Source organism: Polaribacter tangerinus (genome assembly GCF_038024095.1).
In the GTDB taxonomy this organism is placed as follows: Bacteria; Bacteroidota; Bacteroidia; order Flavobacteriales; family Flavobacteriaceae; genus Polaribacter; species Polaribacter tangerinus.
Genome location: NZ_CP150668.1, coordinates 521,951 through 543,138 on the forward strand (window position 1 = coordinate 521,951; position 21,188 = coordinate 543,138).

Consider the following 21,188-nt stretch of genomic DNA (forward strand, 5'->3'; position numbering starts at 1 on the left):
AAAATAATGAAAGTCGAAAAAATTTTTAAACCAGCTAACGGATACCTAATGTTAGCAATTGTTCTTACCTTATTTTTTGGAAGTATTACTTTTTCTATTGTAAAAGAAAATCCATTTTTTATACTTATTTCTGTAGCAAGTTTTATGTGCCTATTTGGTTTTATCTTGGTAAATCCAAACACCTCGAAAGTTGTACTACTTTTTGGAAAATATGTTGGAACTATTAAAGAAAATGGATTGTATTGGGCGAACCCCTTCTATAAAAAGAAAACAATTTCTTTGAGAGCAAGTAACTTTGATAGTGAACGACTAAAAGTAAACGATAAATTAGGAAACCCTGTTATGATTTCTACCATTCTTGTTTGGCGTGTAACAAACACCTACAAGGCAGCATTTGATGTAGATAATTACGAAAACTTTGTACGTGTACAAACGGATGCTGCAGTAAGAAAACTAGCAAGTATGTATCCTTATGATAATTTTGCTGATGAAGGACATGATGAAGACATTACACTACGTTCTAGTGTAAACGAAGTTTCAGAAGCGTTAGAAAAAGAAATTGATGAACGATTGTCTATTGCAGGAATTGAAGTATTAGAGGCCAGAATTGGTTATTTAGCTTATGCACAAGAAATAGCTTCTGCCATGTTAAAAAGACAACAAGCAACTGCTATTGTAGCCGCAAGACATAAAATTGTTCAAGGTGCCGTAGAAATGGTAGAAATGGCTCTAGAAGAATTAAATAAAAAACAAATTGTTGCTTTAGATGAAGAACGAAAAGCAGCTATGGTTAGCAACTTATTGGTTATTTTATGTGGCGACAAAGAGGCTTCTCCAGTGGTAAATACGGGTACTTTAAATCATTAAAAAAAACAGCAATTCGCGTAAATTTACTTATTCAAAAAACATAAATAATGAAAGAATACAAAGTAGTAACTCTAAGACTTGGACTTACCAAAAGGAATGAAAAACTAGAACACCTTTTAAATCAATATGCAAGAGAGGGATGGGTTTTAAAAGAAATGCCAACAAATTGGAACGCTATTGTTCTGGAGAGGGAGAAAAACAGATAGCATGAAAATTTTTATAGAAGAACAGCGCTTTACTCAAACATGGTTAATTGTTCTTTTAGCCATTAGTTTAATTGTACCAATAACAGTTGTTTCAAAAGAGTTTTTAAGTGAAAATAACACCACGACTAGCAATGAGTTTATAGGAACATTACTGGCTATAATTGCTTCAACTTGCTTTATTTTCTTCTTCAAACTAAAAACTAGAATTGATGAAATTGGAATTCATTATCAATTCTTTCCATTTCATTTAAAATACCGAATTATAAAATGGCAAGACATTAAAAAGGCATATGTAAGAACTTACGATCCGATAGGTGAATATGGTGGCTGGGGATTGAAAGGCGGTGCTTTTTGGAATAAAGGGAAAGGAAAATGTATAAATGTATCTGGAGATATTGGTATTCAATTAGAACTACAAAATAGTAAGAAACTATTAATTGGAACGCAAAATAAAGAAAAAGCAATACAAATCTTAAAAACATACCTAGCAACAACCAATGATGAAATTGCATAAAATAATCATATTCTTTAGTGTATCAACATTAATAATTACATGGTTTTACACGGCAATATCTTATTCCAAATTACCATTAAAAATTGTTGGTCATTTAGATTTTTATGGAAATATAAATAGATATGACCCTAAAATTAGAATTTGGTTTATACCAACTATTTTTACTACACTCCATTTGTTAATTTATTGGATTTCTAAACAACAAAACACTATAAAGCTTAAATTAAAAACTATACAAGCTCAAAAAACAGTTATACTATTAATACATCCTTATTTATCTATTACAACACTTCTTCTAGTTATTTGTATTATCGAAAAAACAAAAAACATACATTTAAACCTTAGCTATTTTAGCTATGCTTTTATTGCTATAACGGGCTTATATTTAACTATTTTATTTTCATTTATTTATAATAATTTAAAATCGTAATGAAAAAAATAATCGTTTTAATTATTTTTCTGTCTGTTATTTCTGACTTTTCGGCACAATTAAAAACAGAAGAAATAACAATACACAACAAAAAGATTGAACTTCCAGGTACACTTTCTTTTTATGAAGAAAAAACTCCTTTAATTATTTGGGTTCATGGTTCAGGAAATATAGACAGAAACGGAAATCAGCCCAAAACTCCTGTTAAAGCAAATTATATACAGCAGTTTAGAAGCGCAGTAAACAAAAAAAATATTGCCTTTTTTAGTTTCGACAAAAGAAGCGCTAATCCAAAAAATAAAGATTTTCTAAAAGAGACTAAAATAACAGACTTTGCAAAAGATATAGATGAAGTTATTCTATATTTCCAAAAAGACAACAGGTTTTCTAAAATATTTTTAGTGGGTCATAGTCAGGGCTCCCTAATTGCCATGTTAACAAAAGAAAAAACAGCTGGTTTCGTATCTATTGCAGGAACAGGAGAAACAATAGACAAAACAATTGTTAAGCAGTTAAATAAAAACAATTCAACTTTAGCAGAAGCAGCAAAAAAACAATTCGACACTTTAAAAGTAAAAGGGAAAATAGCTGTAGTTAATCTGTTTTTAACAAGCATTTTCGCAAAACAAATTCAAGCATTTTTATATTCTTGGATGCAATATAACCCAGCTAAGGAAATAAAAAAAATAAAGACTCCTATACTAATTGTTCAGGGAGATAAAGAGCTGCAAGTAAAAATAGAGGATGCCAACCTTTTAAAGAAAGCAAAACCATCTTCAAAACTTGTCATCATAAAAAATATGAACCATGTTTTAAAAGAAATTAATTCGGATAGTGAAAATATGAGTTCTTATTATTCCGATAAATTTCCTATTTCAGAAAAACTAATTGAAGTTGTAGTACAATTTATAAAAAAATAGAATGTCAAAAAAGAAAGCTTTCGCACTGCGTGTTAATGAAGAAATGTTAAAAGCTATAGAAAAATGGGCTGCAGATGAATTTCGCTCAACTAATGGGCAAATAGAATGGATGCTTATGCAGTCTTTAAAAGAAGCCAAAAGAACCCCAAAAAACAAAGAAGATTAGTCAAATAATAACTTTAAATAATTAAAATAATAACCATTACAATTATAAAAGTAGTTGTAATTTTTGTTAAAATAAACGCTCAATTTTTATTGAGCGTTTTCTATTTTGTATATTGTTCGCTATTAAATAAAATTATCAAACTTTTTTTTATGAAAAAACTAACCACACTCCTATTTTTATGTGCTACTACATTACTCTTTTCACAAGAGTTTTCTATGGATTTAGTAAAAAACATGAAACCAAGAAACATTGGCCCTGGCGGAATGTCTGGTCGTGTAACTGCAATAGATGTTGTAGAAAATAACCCCGAAATAATGTATGTAGGAACTGCCTCTGGTGGTATTTGGAAATCTACCTCTGGAGGAATTAAATGGGAGCCCATCTTCGAAAAAGAAGTTACAGCCTCTATTGGTGCTGTTGCCATACAGCAATCGAACCCTAGTGTTATTTGGGCAGGAACAGGCGAGGGTAATCCACGAAATAGCTTAAATGGTGGTTATGGAATATACAAATCTATAGATGCTGGAAAAACATGGCAAGCTATGGGTCTCGAAAAAACAAGGCATATTCATAGAGTGGTTATCGACCCAACAAACCCAAATATAGTTTATGTGGGTGCAATAGGATCGCCTTGGGGAGAACACAAAGAACGTGGTGTATACAAAACAATTGATGGTGGAAAAACATGGAAACAAGTTTTGTTTACCAACATTACATCTGGAGCTGCAGACTTAATTATGGATCCAAAAAATCCTAATAAATTAATAGCAGCAATGTGGGAACATAAAAGAGAACCATGGTTTTTTAAGTCTGGTGGTAAAGGAAGTGGTTTATACATTACCCATGATGGTGGTGATAACTGGAAAAAAGTAACCGAGAAAGAGGGTTTCCCAAAAGGAGAATTAGGCAGAATTGGCGTTGCCATTTCTCCTAGCGAACCAAACATTATTTATGCTTTAGTTGAAGCCAAAAAAAATGCCCTCTACAAAAGCGAGGACGGAGGTTTTAAATGGAAAAAAGTAAACGATAAACCAGGTATTGGTAACAGACCTTTTTATTATTCAGAAATTTATGTGGACCCACAAAATGAAAATCGCCTTTACACTGTTTTTACATACGTAAATGTGTCAGAAGATGGTGGTAAAAATTTCAAACAACTTATGCCTGCTTATGGCGTAGATAATGGCGTTCACCCAGACCATCATGCTTGGTGGATTCATCCAAAAAATGGTAAATTTATGATAGATGGTAACGACGGTGGACTTAATATTACTAGAGATGGCGGAAAGTCTTGGCGCTTTATTGGTAATATCCCTGTGGCGCAATTTTATCATATTAATGTAGATAATGAATACCCTTATAATGTTTACGGAGGTATGCAAGATAATGGTTCTTGGAGAGGACCTGCTTATGTTTGGAAAGCACAAGGAATTAGAAATTCGTATTGGCAAGAAATTAGTTTTGGTGATGGTTTTGATGTAGTACCCGACAAAGATGATTCTCGCTACGGATGGTCTATGAGTCAGCAAGGCTCCGTTGTAAGATATGACTATATAACTGGTAATAATTACTCTGTAAAACCAACACATAAAGACGCCAATGTTAAACTTCGATTTAACTGGAATGCAGCCATAAATATAGATCCGTTTGATAACAATACGCTCTATTTTGGTAGTCAATTTGTTCATAAATCTACAGACAAAGGGTTAACATGGAATGTGATTTCACCTGATTTATCAACTAATAATCCCGAAAAACTAAAACAAGCAGAAAGTGGTGGCTTAACTATGGATGCCACTGGGGCAGAAAACCACTGCACCATTTTAGTAATTGAACCTACTATTCTCGAAAAAGATGTTTTATGGGCTGCTACTGATGATGGACAAGTTCATATTACTAAAAACGGAGGAGAAACTTGGACGAATGTAGCTAGTAACATTAAAGGACTCACAGAAAATAGCTGGATAACCCAAATAAAAGCATCTAATAAAAATAAAGGAGAGGCACTTTTAGTAGCCAACGACTATAGGCGTTTTAATTACACACCATATGCATATAGAACCAAAAACTATGGTAAAACTTGGGAGCGAATTGTAGACCAAAATGACGTAGAAAGTTACACACTTTGTATAATAGAAGATCCAGAAAATGAAAATTTACTGTTTTTAGGTACTGATGACGGTTTGTATATTTCTGTTGATGCCGGTAACAAATGGACAAAATGGACGCAAGGTTTCCCAACTGTACCTGTAAAAGATCTCGTAATACACCCTAGAGAACACGATTTAGTGATTGGTACTTTTGGTAGAGCTGCATGGATTTTAGATGACATTAGACCTTTAAGAGCATTGGCAACTAAAAATGCAACAATAAAAAAATTACACTTATTCGAACCTCCAACAGCTTACCAAACTGCAACTCAACAACCTACCGGAAGTAGATTTGGAGCAGATGCTATGTACCAAGGTGAAAATAGAAATGGTGGTGCCATTATTTCTTACTACATTAACAAACCCGAACTAGAAAAATTAGAAACTAACAAAAAAGAAACGCTCAAAAGTTCTCAGAAAAACATACAAAAAGTAAAATACGACTCCATTAAACTAGAAATTTTTGATGGTAACAGACAAATTAGAACTTTAAAATTTAAAACTCCGAAAGAAAACGGAATCCATAAAACTACTTGGTTTTTAAGGGAAAAAGGAGTAGAGCGCGCTTCTAGAAGCATCCGAAAATCTACCAGAGAACCAGCTGGAGTAACTGTAAAACCAGGAACTTATCGTTTAAAAATGACTTTTGGTAGTGAAGTTGCAGAACAAAATATTAATGTTGAATTTGACCCTAGGTTGTCAATTTCAGAAAAAGCAATCAACCAAAAATATACAGCAAGCAAAGAACTTGAAAAATATCAAGAAAAAATTGCAGCTGCTGTAAAACAATTAGTTGAAAGTAAAAATACAGCAAACAAAATTAAAACAGCTTTAACTAACGAGAACAAAGAAAAATATAAAGATCCAATTAAAACAACTAAAGAGATTGTAAAAAAAATAGATACGTTAATAGCAAAGTTTTTAGGAAGTATAGATAAACGACAAGGAATTACAAGAAACCCAGAAATTACAGTTAACCAACGTTTCGGACAAGCAAGTAGTTACATTCGTTCTCGTTTTGGCGAGCAAACTACTACCGAAAAAGTATTAATGAATCAATTTAAAGAAGAATTTAACAAGGCAATTTCCGAAACCAATTCATTTTTTAATAATGATTGGGTAAACTTTAAACAAAAAACCGAAAATATTAAGATATCTCCTTTTAAAGAGACCGTTATTTTTGACACCTACTAAAGTTAAATGAAAAATATTGCTTTTATTTTGTGCTTGTGTTTTTCTATTTTCAAAACGCAAGCACAAAAAAAACCAGAAAACCAATTAGGAGCCTGGTATATGTACAATGGTTCGCATACGTTGACTGATAAATTTGCCATAAAAACAATGGCACATTTTCGATATTTTAAATTTATAAGTAAGTTTCAACAAGAAATATATAGACTAGGAGTTAACTACAAAATATCTAAAAAAACAAGTACAACTTTAGGTGTAAGCTATGCTAAAGCAGATTTAATATTTGACATTCCTTCTCCACATCTTTACGAATGGAGATTGTATGAAGATTTTTTTTTAACATCTAAATGGGGCAATCTAAAAACAAAACATCGTTTTAGATTAGAACACCGCTTTATTCATAAAAACACAACTATTGATGAAACTAAAAACTGGATTCGATACGACCTAAATATTCAATATCCATTTGCAAAAAACTGGAGTATTGACGTTTTTAATGAAATTTTCATGAACTTAGATAGCTCAAAAAGATTTGCACAAAATTGGACAGGCGGCGGAATTATAAATAAATTGAATAAACAGTTGAAACTTAGAATTGGCTATTTTCAAATAAAAACCCCTTCAAAAATTCTTAAAAGAATACAATTAGGAGTTATATTAAATACTATACACAGAAAAAAATAATAAATATGCAACCAATATTTACAAGTGATGCCATCGTTTTTGGTATTTTAATGATTAGTTTAGGCTTTGTTTTTTATACCGAAAATATAAAGAGTGGCTTTTGGTCTAAGTTCTATAAAATTGTTCCTGGCTTATTTATGGCTTATTTTATTCCGGCACTATTTACCACTTTTGGTATCATATCCCCAGAATGGGAAAGTACGAACGCAGCAGGAGAAATTATAAAAGGAAAATCTGAATTGTACTACATTGCTAGTAGATTTCTATTACCAGCAGCATTGGTTTTAATGACACTAAGCATCGATTTAAAAGCTATTTTTAACCTAGGCTCAAAAGCATTAATCCTATTTTTTACAGGAACTATTGGTATTATTATTGGAGGACCAATAGCTGTATTATTAATTTCTATATTCTCACCAGAAACAGTAGGCGGCGCAGATTTTGATGCTGTTTGGAGAGGCTTATCTACATTAGCAGGAAGTTGGATTGGTGGAGGAGCTAACCAAACAGCTATGCTCGAAATTTACAAATACAATCCAGCAAAATATGGCGCAATGGTTTTTGTAGACATTGTGGTTGCCAACATTTGGATGGCAATTATTTTAATAGGAATTGGTAAAAAAGAAAAAATAGATAAATGGTTAAAAGCAGATAATACAGCCATTGAAGAATTAAAAAATAAAGTGTCTCAATTTACCCAAAAAGTTAAAAGAAACCCTTCTTTATCAGATTTAATGATTATGTTAGCTATAGCTTTTGGCACAGTGAGTTTCGGACATTTTGCTGCCAAATATATAAGCGTTTTTTTTGCTGATTTTGTGGCCTCTCTAAGCTCTCAAACATGGCGTAATATTTTCTCATTTCTTGGCTCTGGATTTTTCTGGCTCATTAGTATTTCTACAATAGTTGCCATACTCTTATCATTTACAAAAGCAAAAAATTATGAAGGAGCAGGTGCAAGTAAATTAGGCAGTGTGTTTATATATATTCTTGTTGCCACTATTGGAATGAAAATGGATTTAGCAATGATATTAGACAATTTAGGCCTAATTGCTGTGGGTCTTGTATGGATGGGAATACATGCAGGATTACTAATTTTAGTTGCAAAAATTATTAAAGCCCCTTATTTCTTTTTAGCAGTAGGAAGTCAAGCAAATGTTGGTGGCGCAGCTTCTGCTCCAATTGTGGCACAAGCATTTCATCCGTCATTAGCAACCGTTGGTGTTTTATTGGCTGTTTTTGGATATGCAATAGGAACCATTGGTGCAATTTTATGTACTATTTTATTAGAATTATCGGCAACACTTTAAATAAAAATCAGCATATTTGTGCATCAAAATATTTAAATTAAATGAAGAAAATTATTGTTTTAGTATTATTGGCAGCTTTTGCTTTTGCTTGTTCCTCTAAAAAGGAAGGAAATATGATTGTTGAAGGAAATATAAAAGGTTTAAAAAAAGGCACTTTATATCTTCAAAAAATGAAAGATACGCTATTAACATCTGTTGATTCTGTTGCCGTTTTTGGTGATGGAAACTTTAGATTGTCTGATAATGTTGATTCTCCTGTAATTTATTATTTAACTTTTAACGGAAACACTACAAACCGTAGAATTTTATTTTTTGGAAACCAAGGCACCATTACTATTAACGATAATATAGATTTATTTGGAATTTCGCCAGAAATAAAAGGTTCAGAAAACCAGCTTGTTTTTAATAAGTTTCTAGAAGTAAATTCTAAATTTAAAAATCAGCGATTAGAGTTTATAAAGAAAGAATTTGAAGCAAAAAAAGCGAATGATGAAGATTTACTTAAGAAATTAGAAAAAGACTTTTCTAACATGATTCGAAGAAAATACTTATACACCACAAATTTTGCACTTTCCAATCCAAACTCAGAAGCAGCTCCTTTTATAGCTTTAACAGAATTATTTGACGCAAATGTTAAATTGTTAGATACTATAAACAACTCTCTGACACCAAAAGTTAAAAACTCCGATTATGGTAAGCGTTTAGATAAGTTTATAAAAAGCATAAAATCTAATTCAGAAAAATAACACCTCCAAAAAACCGATAATTATCGGTTTTTTTTTGCCTATTATTTTACTTTAACACTCCATTGAAAAACAAATCTAGAGACTACAACTCCTAGTTCATTTTTACCTTCAGACGTTAACCAAAACGTTTGTCCCTCTTTAGTTTCCTTAGAGTTTTGGATGGCTTTACTTATAGCTGTTGCACCATCGCATGAAAAAACAATTTTTCCGGTAGCTTTTTTAAAAAAACTAGCTTCCTGTTGGATAACTAGCATAGAAACTTTTTCTTTAGATACTGCAATCGCTTTCATTACCAAAACCCCAGTACTCATTTCTGCAGCCATGCCTTGTGCCGCCCAAAACATACTCTTAAAAGGATTTTGGTTTATCCATTTATGTTTAATAGAAACTACTACTCTATTTTCAGAAATATCCTTTACACGAACTCCTGCTAAAAAAGCCAAAGGCAATTTTAAAAACATAAATAAGTGTATTCTCTTAACTGTAATCTTCATAAAAACACTATTTAGGGCAATTTAATACTTTTTAAATCAATACATAATAATATATGAAAAATGTTAAATAAATGTTAAAACAGTACTATGCTATACATAATACCTTTTTTTAAACATATATTTGCATAAGAAAGTAGTATATATAAATAAATTATGAAAAACAACAATGAGAATACCAATGCTTTTTTAATACATATATCTTCATTTGCTGGGTTTATATTTCCGTTTGGTCATATAATAACCCCTCTAATTGCCTGGCAAACATTAAAAGATAGAAGTAACTTTTTAGATGAACAAGGCAAAGAAGTAGTAAATTTTAACTTAAGTTATACATTATATGTTCTAATAATTGGTGTGCTTTTTCTGCCCTTTGCTATCGGATCTTTTTTTAGAAATATAAACGATTTTGGTACTTTTAATTTAGATGTAGATTTTAGTAGTAGCTACATTATTAAAATTACAAGTTTTGCACTCATAACGGGTATTATCTATTTAATAGGTATAGCCTTGGTAATTATTGGAGCCATAAAAGCTAAAGATGGAGAACAGTATTCATACCCTTTTACCATTAAATTTATAAAATAAAGCAATTCATGAAAATAGAGAACACAAAAGCACAAATGAGAAAAGGGATATTGGAGTATTGCATATTATCAATCCTAAAAAAAGGAGATGCTTATACTTCCGAAATTCTATCTACACTTAAAGGTGCAGAAATGATTGTTGTAGAAGGTACCATTTACCCATTGCTTACCCGATTAAAAAATGCTGGTTTACTAAGTTATAGGTGGGAAGAATCTACCTCTGGACCACCAAGAAAATATTACGTTTTAACAGAAAACGGAGGCCTTTTTTTAAAAGAATTAGACAAAACATGGAGTAATTTATTAAACGCAGTAAACCAAGTAATTAGCACAAAACCAAACCACAATGAATAAAACAATAAATATAAATTTAGGCGGATTCTTTTTTCATATTGATGAAATTGCATACCAAAAACTAAGACGTTATTTAGAATCGATTGCAAAATCTTTAAGTGAAGATTCACAAGGTAAAAACGAAATAATTGCAGATATAGAAGCAAGAATTAGCGAGTTACTATCAGAAAAAATTACCGATAGTAGACAAGTAGTAAACGAAAAAGATATTGAAGATATTATTGCCATTATGGGGCAACCAGAAGATTATGCCGAAGCAGAAGAAGGATATTCTGATACGAAATACGCTTACCAAAGAAACAACCAAAATAAGAAAAAACTTTTTAGAGATGGCGAAGATAAATTCTTAGGAGGTGTAGCATCCGGAATTGCTCATTATTTTAATATTGATAGTATATGGATTCGTTTGGCCTTCTTGGTATCTACACTAGCTGGCTTAGGAGCAGGTATTTTTATCTATATTATTTTATGGATTTTACTTCCAGAGGCAAAAACAACAGCCGAAAAATTGCAAATGGAAGGCGAACCAGTAAATATTGATAATATAGAAAAAAAAATTAGAGAAGAATTTACTCATGTTTCTGAGTCTGTAAAAAACGCGGCAAATTCTGCTTCCGAAAAATTGAAAGAAGGAGCAAACGAATTCTCAGAAAAAGTGCATCAAAAATTTTCAGCAAAAACAAAAAAAAATAATGGTTTACAAGATTTTTTAGACACCATTGGTAAAATTTTTCTTGTATTTTTTAAAGTAATCGGAAAACTAATAGGCATTCTATTAGTATTTATAGCTGCAGCTGTAATTCTAGTTCTTACTATAGGAGGATTTTCTGTGGGGAGCCTAGAGTTCTTAAATTTTAACGGAGAGATAGTTCAATATCCACCATTTTTTTACGATGCTACTTTACCGCTTTGGCTCTTAACAGTGGTAAGTTTTGTACTTGCAGCAATTCCTTTTGTAGTATTGTTTGTTCTCGGATTAAGAATTTTATCTAACAACGTAAAAAAGTTTAATAAAACAACTTCTTTAACCTTATTAGGTATTTGGATTCTATGTTTGTTGGCCATTATTTTTACTGGTATAGAATATGCAACTACGCAAGCATTTGATGGCAAACACATCGAAAAAAACAATTTAATTCTTGCAAAAAAAGATACGTTGGTGTTAAAAATGAAAAATGATGACACTATTTATTATCAACAAAACTTTAGAACTAGTGCTAGAAAATACAAAATTACCGTAAAAAATACAGAACTAATTTATACAAATAACATTGGTGTAGATGTTAAACGAAGCACTACTAACCAAGCCTACTTTATAATTCAAAAGGAATCTAATGGTAAAAGCACCGCAGATGCAAACATAAATGCAAAAAAAATTGCCTATAATTTTGAGATTTATAATAATGAGGTACTTTTAAATAGCTATTTCCTAACCGACCTTAGCAATCTTTTTAAAGACGAAGAAATTGCGATTACATTTTTTATTCCTGAAGCAACTACCGTTTACTTCGACGACTCTATCAAAAACTTTTTAGATGATGTTAAAAATGAAGAAAATATTTATGATACTGATATGGGAAGTCATTATTTTATGATGACCGACAAAACACTAAAATGTACAGACTGTATTACCGATACTAAAGATAATTCGATTAGTAAAGAATGGTAGAATTTACAATTCAACTCAAAAAAACAACAACTAAGCAACTATTTATGTAATAATTGCGTCTTTAATTATGATATTTAACAAATCATTAAAAACAATCAAATGAAAAAAACTATCCATCAATTTTTAATCGCCTTATTAGTAACTAGTGTTTTTAGTTCATGTGGTGCAGATATATTTAACGGCATTCGTGGAAACGGAAATATTGTTACTGAAGAAAGAAAGCCTTCAGCTCCTTTTTCTGGCATAAAAGTAAGCGCAGGAATAGACTTGTACATTACACAAGGAAACAAAAATAAAATTATTGTAGAGGCAGACGAAAACCTACAGAAACTCATAAAAACTTCTATTTCAGATGGGATTTTAAAAATATACACCGAAGAAAATATATGGAAATCTTCTGCCAGAAAAGTATACGTTACGCTTCAAGAACTTTCACTTTTAAAAGCCTCTAGCGGAAGTGATGTGTATTCAGAAAACACCATAAACACAAATGAAATAAGCATTTCGGCAAGTAGTGGTGCAGATATAAATATAAGTATTGCTGCAGAAAATGTGTCTACTAGCGCCTCAAGTGGTTCAGATATTAAAATTTCTGGAAATGCAATTAACCACGCTACAAAAGCATCTAGCGGAAGTTCTATAGATGCTTATAAGTTAGAGAGTAAAAATGTAATTGCTAGGGTTTCGAGCGGTGCAGATATTAACGTAACTGCTACAGAAAAAATTGAAGCAAATGCATCTAGTGGTGGAGATATTGATTTTGATGGAAGTCCTTCTAAGATTAACAAAAAAACATCTTCGGGAGGAAGTGTTTCTAAAAGAAATTAAAAATAATTAATTTTTTATAGGAAAGCTAACTTCCTATAATTTTACTAATACTTGGTTTTATTAGTTAAATTGGTAAGTCGCTGTTTTTGTAAAAAAACAGCGCTTACTTTTTATATATTATCTAAAACTTATACTCTCCCAAAGGTTTTGGAAAATCTTCTGGATTTGCAGCTAAATGGTATCTAGGGTCATCAATATCATCTATAATTATATCTTTAAAAACAGGCGAAGCTTTGTGCAATAAAATTTTACAATCTTCACTTAAATGCTTTAAAGCTATTTTTTTACCAGCTGCCTGATATTTTTCTACCAATGCAAAAATAGCCTCAATAGCAGAATGGTCTGAAACTCTTGCCTCCACAAAATCTATTTCTACAAATTCTGGATCAGATTTTACATCAAATTTTTCATTAAAAGCTGCAATACTTCCGAAAAATAATGGTCCCCAAATTTCGTATATTTTAGTTCCATCTTCTCTGTAACGCTTTCTTGCTCTAATTTTCTTTGCATTTTCCCAAGCAAAAGCTAGGGCAGAAATAATCACTCCCACAAAAACAGCAATTGCCAAATCAAATATTACTGTTACAGCAGAAACCGTAATTAATACAAACGCATCTGAGGTTGGTATCTTCTTTAAAATTCTAAAACTAGACCAAGCAAATGTTTCTATAACCATCATAAACATTACACCAACCAACGCTGCAATTGGTACTTGCTCTATCAATTTATCTGTAAAAAGAATAAACGTTAAGAGAGTTAAAGCCATCATAATACCAGAAAGCCTTCCTCTACCACCGGCATTTATGTTAATTACAGTCTGCCCAATCATTCCACATCCTCCTGTGCCCCCAAACAGACCACTTAAAATATTACCTGCTCCTTGCGCTACACATTCTCTATTCCCATTTCCTCTAGTTTCTGTAAGCTCATCTACTAAATTCATAGTCATTAAAGATTCGATTAAGCCTACAGAGGCTGCCAAAAATGCATATGGCAAAATAAAAAGTAAAGTGTCTAAGTTAAATGGCAAATATTGCCATAATTCTGTATTTGGAGTTGGAAACTCTCCTTTTAAACCTGTTCCTCCACCTTCAATTATATAAGAACCTACAGTAGAAACCTCTAAACCAGATACTACCACTACAAAAGTTGTAATTAAAATTGCAGTTAAAGAGGCTGGTATTTTTTTTGTTATTTTTGGCAACACCCAAATAATACCCATAGTTAAAGCCACTAAACCAATCATTGTATAAAGTTCGGTACCTTGCATAAATGTGCTCACATAATTTTTTACACCGTCTGAAGAAACCTGCAATTGCTTGTGAGAAAACATTTTTACTTGAGCCCAAAAAATTACAATTGCCAAACCGTTTACGAATCCCATCATTACAGAATGCGGAATTAAACGAACAAACTTTCCGATTTTAAAAACACCTGCTAAAATTTGTATCAGTCCCATTAAAATAACACATGCTAGCAGGTAAAAATATCCCATATTATCAACAGGTGTATCAAAGAGCATTCCTTTGGTGTGCCCATCTGCTATCATACTTACAAAAATTACCGCTACCGCACCAGCTGCGCCAGAAATAAGCCCAGGTCTCCCCCCAAAAATAGCTGTAATCAGTCCTATAATAAAAGCACCGGAAAGTGCTACTAAAGGATCTATTTGTGCTACAAATGCGAAAGCAACTACCTCTGGTATCATTGCTAATGATACGGTAATTCCTGCTAAAACATCATCTTTTGCGTTTGGTGTAATTTTTTTGATAAAATTTGTCATTTTGTCCCTTTTTTGAAGTCGGCAAAGATAGTAGGTTTTTTGGGATTATCACATTTTCAAGTAAGTATCATACACTAAGAGTATATTTTTGTATGAATTTTGTAACGCAATCGATGCTTGCTCGTTGTTTTTAAAGCTTACTTTTGTTATGCCTTCTTCTAATTGTGGAGTAAGCGTATTATTATCATCTGAAGACATTAAAAACCAAAAAGTTTCTTTTAGAATAATTTGTTTGTAAAAATAAAGGTGATACGTTGTTAATAATGGCTTGATAAGTTTTATGTTTTGAATACCACACTCCTCCTCTACTTCTCGAATAGCGGCCATTTCTATTGTTTCATTTACCTCTATTTTACCTTTTGGAAGATCCCATTTACCATTTCTAAATATAAATAAAACCTCTTCAGCATTATTTAAAACGAGACCGCCGGCAGCAGAAATTTTTACAAAAAAACAATTAAAAACCGCCCAACCAATCTCTAAATCAGGAGTATATAAATTTACGCCATTAAGTCGGTTTTCTTGTAGTTCATAAAAGAGGTCTTCTAAAGAACAATCTTCTAAAACTAGGGTCGGAAAATTATTCTCATTTTTTTGAGAAGTTGTTAAAATTATTGGGCTATCATTTACAAAAACTTTATACATTTGCAGCATGAATTTAAACAAAGATACGGCAAAAAAAACAGCTGAACTTTTATTGCAAATAAAGGCGATAAAGTTAAATCCTACGAGTCCATTTAAATGGGCTTCTGGTTGGAACTCTCCTATTTATTGCGACAATAGAGTTACGCTTTCATATCCTCCAGTTCGTGTTTTCTTGAAAGAAGAAATTGCAAAAATTGTTGAGAAAGAATATGGAAAACCAGATGTAATTGCTGGTGTTGCCACAGGTGCAATTGCTATTGGTATTTTGGTTGCGCAAGAGTTAGGTGTTCCCTTTATATATGTTAGGCCAGAACCAAAAAAGCATGGTCGCAAAAACCAAATTGAAGGACATCTCGAAAGCGGACAAAATGTGGTAGTAATTGAAGATTTGATTAGTACTGGTAAAAGTAGTTTAAATGCAGTTGATGCATTAAAAGAAGCCGGTGCAGTAGTGAAGGGAATGGTGGCTATATTTTCTTACGGGTTTGAGGTTGCTTCTAAAAACTTTGAAGAAAAGAACTTAAATTTAGTTACTCTAAGCAATTACGAAAATCTTTTAGAGCAAGCCTTAGATAGTAGCTACATTACCGAAAAAGAAGTTGTAGCGCTAAAAGAGTGGAGAGAAAACCCAAGTACCTGGAAACAATAAAATAAAGAAAAACATGAATATTGAAGGAAATAAAGTTACGGTTGTAAAATCTCAAGAAGATACTTTTCTTTTTTTTAGCAATTTGAATAATTTTGAAAAAATAATGCCCGAAAATATCGAGAAATTTGAAGTTGACGGAGATTCTTTTTTATTTGGATTGCCTGGCATGCCAGAAATTCGATTAGTTCTGAAAGAAAAAACACCATTTTCAAATATTACACTAGGCGCAGCAAGCAGTAAACTTCCATTTACCTTGGCTGCAGAGTTAACTTCAATATCTGAAAATGAAACGAGTGTTCAGCTTTTATTTAATGGAGAATTTAATGCTATGATGGCAATGATGATAAAAAAACCATTGAACAAGTTTGTTGAAACACTAACCACAAACATTGCAACACTTTAAAGAAAAGAAATTTCTTTAATTTGAAACTCTAATATTTCGCTATTAGCTACTTCTATTTGCAGTTTTCCGGTAGTAGAAATTCCCCGTATAATCCCCATAAACAATTTACCATTATTATCTTTAAACATAGTAGTGGTATTTTTTTTATAAAGTGAATTTAAATAATTCTTTTCTAAAACTTCGAATGTATCTTTCGATAAAGAGGATAACAAACTATTTAAACGAAAAGATATTTTTTCTAAAATAGATGGTAATTCGTACTCTTTACCCATCAATAATTTTAGCGATGTAACTTTACCTATACTACTTGGAAATTCTGTTTGATTCACATTTAAACCAATACCAATAACTGAATAAGAAATTTTAGAACCTTTTAAAATATTTTCTATCAATATGCCACATAATTTTTTATTTGCTGACAGAATGTCGTTAGGCCACTTGATAGATAAATTAGGAATTCCTTCCTCTAAAAGCACTTGGTAAACAGCCAATGAAGTAGCAAAATTTAAATACTTTTGTTGCGATACTAAAAGTCTGTCAAAATAAAACAAAAAGCTAAAAGTCAGGTTTTTAAAAGGCTCAGAAACCCAACTAGTTGTCATCTGACCACGACCACTTAATTGCTCATTTGCCAAAACAATAGTACCATTTTCTTGGGTAGAATCTTGCGCCAATTTCTTTAAAAAAGAATTGGTAGAGTCGATGGCATTAAGTTTGATTATTTTCAATTGTTAAATAAAGTGTAAACTAGTTCAATAATACGTAAAATACTCGCAAAAAAATAATAACTTTGCGTTTAAATTAGAAAAAAGTTAATGGCTAACAAACAAGTTAATACAGACGATTTAATTGCTGTAATTGTTCAAGGAATTGAAAACGTTAAAGGAGAAGATATTCAATTACTAGATTTAAGAGAGATAGAAAATACCGTTTGCGATTATTTTATTATTTGCTCAGGAAACTCAAATACGCAAGTAAGTGCAATTTCTGGTGCAGTTCAAAAATTTGTAAGTAAAGAAATCAAAGACAAACCATGGCATGTAGAGGGCGAAGTCAATGCAGAATGGGTTTTAATGGATTACGTAAATGTAGTTGTACATGTATTTCAAAAGCATATTCGAGAATTTTATGATATAGAAAGCCTTTGGGGTGATGCAAAAATTACAGAAATAAAACAAGCTTAAACTTTTTTGATTTTAAAAAACACATGAAAGATTCTAACAAAGACAACAACAATAATGCTCCTAAATTTAAGTTTAATGCTTACTGGATTTATGGTGCTGTATTTTTACTACTAATTGGTTTTCAGTTTTTTAGTAGTGGTGATTTAGCTTCTAAAAAAATATCAAAAAATGAATTTTTTGAAGTTTTAAATGAAAACGATATTGCAAAAATTTATGTAATAAACAAAAGTGTAGCTGAAATATACATAAAAGATGAATCACTAAAAAAAGCAAAATATCAAAAATTAATCAATAATACATTTTACAGAAAGGGAGCTCCTTTGTATGAGTATAATTTTGGTGATCAGAAATACTTTGAAGAAACAGTAGATAAACTAAGAACAGAAAATGACCTAGATTTTATTTACGATAATAAGGACAGAACTAGCTTTCTAGATACATTTATTAGCTTTTTACCTTTTATTATACTAATAGCAATTTGGCTGTTTTTTATGAGAAGAATGTCTGGCGGTGGTGCTGGTGCTGGTGGAGGTGGACAAATTTTTAGTATCGGAAAATCGAAAGCAAAATTATTTGACAAAGACACAAAGGTAAAGACTACATTCGAAAATGTAGCAGGCTTAGAAGGTGCAAAAGAAGAAGTGCAAGAAATTGTGGACTTTCTAAAAAACCCAGACAAATATACTTCATTAGGAGGTAAAATTCCTAAAGGAGCATTATTAGTTGGACCTCCAGGTACAGGAAAAACATTATTAGCAAAAGCAGTTGCTGGTGAAGCCGGAGTTCCTTTTTTCTCTTTATCTGGTTCAGATTTTGTAGAAATGTTTGTTGGTGTTGGCGCCTCTAGAGTTAGAGATTTATTTAAACAAGCGGCACAAAAATCTCCTTCCATTATTTTTATCGATGAAATTGATGCTATTGGAAGAGCGCGTGGTAAAAACAGCATGACAGGTGGTAATGATGAGCGAGAAAATACGCTGAATCAGCTATTAACAGAAATGGACGGTTTTGGTACAGATACCAACGTAATAGTAATTGCTGCTACCAACAGAGCAGATGTATTAGATAGTGCATTAATGAGAGCAGGTCGTTTTGATAGACAAATTTATGTAGACCTACCAAACATAAACGAACGTAAAGAAATTTTTGATGTTCACATTAAACCTTTAAAACTTGCCGATGATGTTAATGTAGAATTCTTAGCACAACAAACACCTGGATTTTCGGGTGCAGATATCGCTAACATGTGTAACGAGTCTGCATTGATTGCTGCTAGAAACGGAAAACAATCTATACACCACCAAGACTTTTTAGATGCAGTTGATAGAATAGTTGGCGGTTTAGAAAAGAAAAACAAAGTTATTACACCGAAAGAGAAAAAAGTAATAGCATTTCATGAAGCAGGACATGCAACTATTAGCTGGATGTTAGAACATGCAGCACCATTGGTAAAAGTAACCATTGTACCTCGTGGCCAATCTTTAGGTGCCGCATGGTATTTACCTGCAGAAAGAATGATTGTTCAAACAGAACAAATGTTAGATGAAATGTGTGCTACATTGGGAGGTAGAGCCGCAGAAAAAATAATTTTTAATAAAATTTCTACCGGTGCTTTAAGTGATTTAGAGAAAGTTACCAAACAAGCAAGAGCAATGGTAACCGTTTATGGCTTAAATGACCAAGTAGGAAATATAACGTATTACGATTCTTCTGGTAACGATTCTTTTGTTAAACCATACAGCGAGGACACCGCAAAGACAATTGATGGTGAAATTTCTAAAATGATAGAAGCACAATATGACAGAGCTCTAGAAATATTAGAAAAAAACAAAGAAAAATTAACTACATTAGCAGAATTACTTTTAGAAAAAGAAGTTATCTTTAAAGACGATTTAGAAAAAATATTTGGAAAGAGACCTTTTGAAGAAGAAGTAATAGAAAAAAAGAGTAAAATAATTGAAGAAAAAGAAGATATTGCTCCTGTTGCAGAAACACCAGAAGAATAATTTTAAAAATCTTTAATTGACCAATGAATTTTATAAAAAAGCTACTTAATATTCCAATAAAAGAAGACAAAGAAATCCAAAAGCAAGAAGTAAATTTGTCTTTGGATGACTCTTTTGTACATAATTTTATAGAAAAAGGTGGTAAATTTTTATACTGTTTAAAAGAAGAAGAAATAAAAGAAAACCTTCAAAAAGTAATAACCGAAAACAATTGGTCAGATATTTTACTTTTAGAACCTAAAATTAGCTCTTTTCTGAAAGGAACTAATGTTCAAATATTAACAAAACTAGATAGTACAACACCTGTATTAACAACTTGTGAGCACTTGATAGCAGACAACGGAGATATTCTTTTTTCTTCCAATCAATTAAAAAGCAGAAAATTGTCTGAACTATCTGAAGACTTTATTGTTTATGCAACAACCAGTCAGTTGGTTAAAGATACCGGACAAGGTTTAACAGGTATTAAAACAAATAGTAAAAGTGCGTTGCCAACAAATATTTCTGCAATTAAAAATTATGGCGAAAATAAAAACGATGATAATTTTTTAAACTACGGCAACAACAATACAAAAAACCTATATTTGCTCCTGTTAGAAGATTTATAATATGCGTAACCTTTTAAAAAGGAGTTTTTCTGGAATTATATATGTAGTGCTTTTTATTACAGCAATTCTTGTAGCAAAAGAGTCTTATATTGTACTTATTGCTGCTTTTAGTGTGCTTTGTGTTTGGGAATTTTTACAGATTATAAAATTAAAAAATATAGTTCCCTATTTGTTCTTTGGAATGACGGCTTTTTTAATGATGATGAGACCACAAAGCTATGCAATAAATGGTATTTTAGGTATTAATTTAATTTCTTGCTTGTTTTTAATTTATCAGCTATTATCAAAAAAAGAGATTAAATATGAAACAGAAAGACAAAAACTTGGTTTTACAATACGATACTTAATTTTCTCTTTATGCTTTTTATTACTCCTACCCTTTTATAAAGGAGAATATACTCCGTATTTAATGATAGCAATTCTCGTTTTAATTTGGGTAAATGATAGTTTTGCCTTTTTAGTAGGTAAGAATTTTGGAAAACGTAAATTATTTGTAAGTGTTTCACCTAAAAAAACGCAAGAAGGTTTTATAGGTGGCTTCGTATTCTCCCTAATAGCAGCGTACATAATTAGCTTACTTAACAAAGATTTCGAACTTATCAATTGGATTATTATTTCTATAATACTCTCTGTTATTGGAACTCTTGGAGATTTGGTGGAATCGAAATTAAAAAGACAAGCAAACATTAAAGATAGTGGTACCATAATGCCCGGACATGGTGGCATATTTGATAGACTCGACAGCTTGTTGTTTGCAGCACCCTTTGTATATTTGTATATTAACTTTATTATTTAAC

At 31.5% G+C, this 21,188-nt stretch carries 24 protein-coding genes; 20 read left to right on the top strand and 4 right to left on the bottom strand.

Annotation, left to right across the window (positions count from 1 at the left end):
- Positions 1 to 6 precede the first annotated feature (6 nt).
- From WHD54_RS02350 to WHD54_RS02395, 10 genes are all read left to right on the top strand, one after another.
- Positions 7 to 867: an SPFH domain-containing protein gene (locus tag WHD54_RS02350; RefSeq protein ID WP_088323058.1), complete on the top strand. Its 861-nt coding sequence runs from the start codon at positions 7 to 9 to the stop codon at positions 865 to 867.
- A 47-nt stretch (positions 868 to 914) separates the two neighbouring features.
- Positions 915 to 1,073 carry a DUF4177 domain-containing protein gene (locus tag WHD54_RS02355; RefSeq protein WP_088323059.1) on the top strand — a complete coding sequence of 53 codons (159 nt, stop codon included), beginning with the start codon at positions 915 to 917 and terminating at the stop codon, positions 1,071 to 1,073.
- Position 1,074: 1 nt separating this feature from the next.
- The gene (locus WHD54_RS02360; protein WP_198943135.1) at positions 1,075 to 1,587 is read left to right on the top strand and encodes a hypothetical protein; all 513 of its coding nucleotides are present in this window, start codon (positions 1,075 to 1,077) and stop codon (positions 1,585 to 1,587) included.
- On the top strand, positions 1,571 to 2,017 hold the full coding sequence (locus WHD54_RS02365) for a DUF1648 domain-containing protein (RefSeq protein ID WP_088323060.1): 447 nt from the start codon (positions 1,571 to 1,573) through the stop codon (positions 2,015 to 2,017). The genes WHD54_RS02360 and WHD54_RS02365 overlap by 17 nt, the downstream gene beginning before the upstream one ends.
- Positions 2,017 to 2,937, top strand: a complete 921-nt coding sequence (locus WHD54_RS02370; protein ID WP_088323061.1) for an alpha/beta hydrolase family protein — start codon at positions 2,017 to 2,019, stop codon at positions 2,935 to 2,937. Before WHD54_RS02365 ends, WHD54_RS02370 begins: the two co-directional genes overlap by 1 nt.
- 1 nt (position 2,938) lies before the next feature.
- Positions 2,939 to 3,103 (top strand): Arc family DNA-binding protein, encoded by a 165-nt coding sequence (locus WHD54_RS02375; protein WP_088323062.1) that lies wholly within the window; start codon positions 2,939 to 2,941, stop codon positions 3,101 to 3,103.
- A 149-nt stretch (positions 3,104 to 3,252) separates the two neighbouring features.
- Entirely contained in the window at positions 3,253 to 6,447 is a 3,195-nt protein-coding gene (locus tag WHD54_RS02380) for a WD40/YVTN/BNR-like repeat-containing protein (protein WP_088323063.1), read from the top strand.
- Between the two features lie 6 nt (positions 6,448 to 6,453).
- Entirely contained in the window at positions 6,454 to 7,128 is a 675-nt protein-coding gene (locus WHD54_RS02385; protein ID WP_088323064.1) for a DUF2490 domain-containing protein, read from the top strand.
- A gap of 5 nt (positions 7,129 to 7,133) precedes the next feature.
- Positions 7,134 to 8,438: a DUF819 domain-containing protein gene (locus WHD54_RS02390; RefSeq protein ID WP_088323065.1), complete on the top strand. Its 1,305-nt coding sequence runs from the start codon at positions 7,134 to 7,136 to the stop codon at positions 8,436 to 8,438.
- Between the two features lie 41 nt (positions 8,439 to 8,479).
- On the top strand, positions 8,480 to 9,184 hold the full coding sequence (locus WHD54_RS02395) for a DUF4369 domain-containing protein (RefSeq protein WP_088323066.1): 705 nt from the start codon (positions 8,480 to 8,482) through the stop codon (positions 9,182 to 9,184).
- 41 nt (positions 9,185 to 9,225) lie between these two features.
- Here WHD54_RS02395 and WHD54_RS02400 read toward each other — a convergent pair whose 3' ends face one another.
- Positions 9,226 to 9,678, bottom strand: coding sequence for a DUF4442 domain-containing protein (locus WHD54_RS02400; RefSeq protein WP_088323067.1), 453 nt, complete (start codon positions 9,676 to 9,678; stop codon positions 9,226 to 9,228).
- Between the two features lie 153 nt (positions 9,679 to 9,831).
- Between WHD54_RS02400 and WHD54_RS02405 the strand changes: the two genes are divergently transcribed.
- From WHD54_RS02405 to WHD54_RS02420, 4 genes are all read left to right on the top strand, one after another.
- Positions 9,832 to 10,263: a DUF4870 domain-containing protein gene (locus tag WHD54_RS02405; protein WP_088323068.1), complete on the top strand. Its 432-nt coding sequence runs from the start codon at positions 9,832 to 9,834 to the stop codon at positions 10,261 to 10,263.
- A gap of 8 nt (positions 10,264 to 10,271) precedes the next feature.
- The gene (locus WHD54_RS02410; RefSeq protein WP_088323069.1) at positions 10,272 to 10,616 is read left to right on the top strand and encodes a PadR family transcriptional regulator; all 345 of its coding nucleotides are present in this window, start codon (positions 10,272 to 10,274) and stop codon (positions 10,614 to 10,616) included.
- Positions 10,609 to 12,285, top strand: a complete 1,677-nt coding sequence (locus tag WHD54_RS02415) for a PspC domain-containing protein (RefSeq protein WP_088323070.1) — start codon at positions 10,609 to 10,611, stop codon at positions 12,283 to 12,285. The genes WHD54_RS02410 and WHD54_RS02415 overlap by 8 nt, the downstream gene beginning before the upstream one ends.
- Before the next feature lie 99 nt (positions 12,286 to 12,384).
- The gene (locus tag WHD54_RS02420) at positions 12,385 to 13,113 is read left to right on the top strand and encodes a head GIN domain-containing protein (protein WP_088323071.1); all 729 of its coding nucleotides are present in this window, start codon (positions 12,385 to 12,387) and stop codon (positions 13,111 to 13,113) included.
- Between the two features lie 121 nt (positions 13,114 to 13,234).
- Here the strand turns inward: WHD54_RS02420 and WHD54_RS02425 are convergent, their stop codons facing one another.
- Together WHD54_RS02425 and WHD54_RS02430 are read right to left on the bottom strand one after the other, a co-directional pair.
- Positions 13,235 to 14,896: a SulP family inorganic anion transporter gene (locus tag WHD54_RS02425; RefSeq protein WP_088323072.1), complete on the bottom strand. Its 1,662-nt coding sequence runs from the start codon at positions 14,894 to 14,896 to the stop codon at positions 13,235 to 13,237.
- A gap of 48 nt (positions 14,897 to 14,944) precedes the next feature.
- On the bottom strand, positions 14,945 to 15,550 hold the full coding sequence (locus tag WHD54_RS02430) for an NUDIX hydrolase (RefSeq protein ID WP_233130960.1): 606 nt from the start codon (positions 15,548 to 15,550) through the stop codon (positions 14,945 to 14,947).
- On the opposite strand from WHD54_RS02430, the gene pyrE reads away from it, so the two are divergent.
- Positions 15,549 to 16,190 carry an orotate phosphoribosyltransferase gene (pyrE, locus tag WHD54_RS02435; protein ID WP_088323073.1) on the top strand — a complete coding sequence of 214 codons (642 nt, stop codon included), beginning with the start codon at positions 15,549 to 15,551 and terminating at the stop codon, positions 16,188 to 16,190. The genes WHD54_RS02430 and pyrE overlap by 2 nt on opposite strands.
- A 13-nt stretch (positions 16,191 to 16,203) precedes the next feature.
- Positions 16,204 to 16,593: an orotate phosphoribosyltransferase gene (locus WHD54_RS02440; RefSeq protein ID WP_088323074.1), complete on the top strand. Its 390-nt coding sequence runs from the start codon at positions 16,204 to 16,206 to the stop codon at positions 16,591 to 16,593.
- Here WHD54_RS02440 and WHD54_RS02445 read toward each other — a convergent pair.
- Positions 16,590 to 17,321: a biotin--[acetyl-CoA-carboxylase] ligase gene (locus WHD54_RS02445; RefSeq protein WP_088323075.1), complete on the bottom strand. Its 732-nt coding sequence runs from the start codon at positions 17,319 to 17,321 to the stop codon at positions 16,590 to 16,592. The genes WHD54_RS02440 and WHD54_RS02445 overlap by 4 nt on opposite strands.
- An 87-nt stretch (positions 17,322 to 17,408) precedes the next feature.
- On the opposite strand from WHD54_RS02445, the gene rsfS reads away from it, so the two are divergent.
- From rsfS to WHD54_RS02465, 4 genes are read left to right on the top strand one after another with little or no spacing between them, the layout of a single operon-like run.
- Positions 17,409 to 17,777: a ribosome silencing factor gene (gene rsfS / locus WHD54_RS02450; RefSeq protein WP_088323076.1), complete on the top strand. Its 369-nt coding sequence runs from the start codon at positions 17,409 to 17,411 to the stop codon at positions 17,775 to 17,777.
- 23 nt (positions 17,778 to 17,800) lie between these two features.
- A complete protein-coding gene (ftsH, locus tag WHD54_RS02455) occupies positions 17,801 to 19,783 on the top strand; it encodes an ATP-dependent zinc metalloprotease FtsH (protein ID WP_088323077.1) in 1,983 nt (660 codons plus the stop codon).
- Between the two features lie 23 nt (positions 19,784 to 19,806).
- Entirely contained in the window at positions 19,807 to 20,391 is a 585-nt protein-coding gene (locus tag WHD54_RS02460) for an LUD domain-containing protein (protein ID WP_088323078.1), read from the top strand.
- A gap of 1 nt (position 20,392) precedes the next feature.
- The gene (locus tag WHD54_RS02465; RefSeq protein WP_088323079.1) at positions 20,393 to 21,187 is read left to right on the top strand and encodes a phosphatidate cytidylyltransferase; all 795 of its coding nucleotides are present in this window, start codon (positions 20,393 to 20,395) and stop codon (positions 21,185 to 21,187) included.
- Position 21,188: the final 1 nt, after the last annotated feature.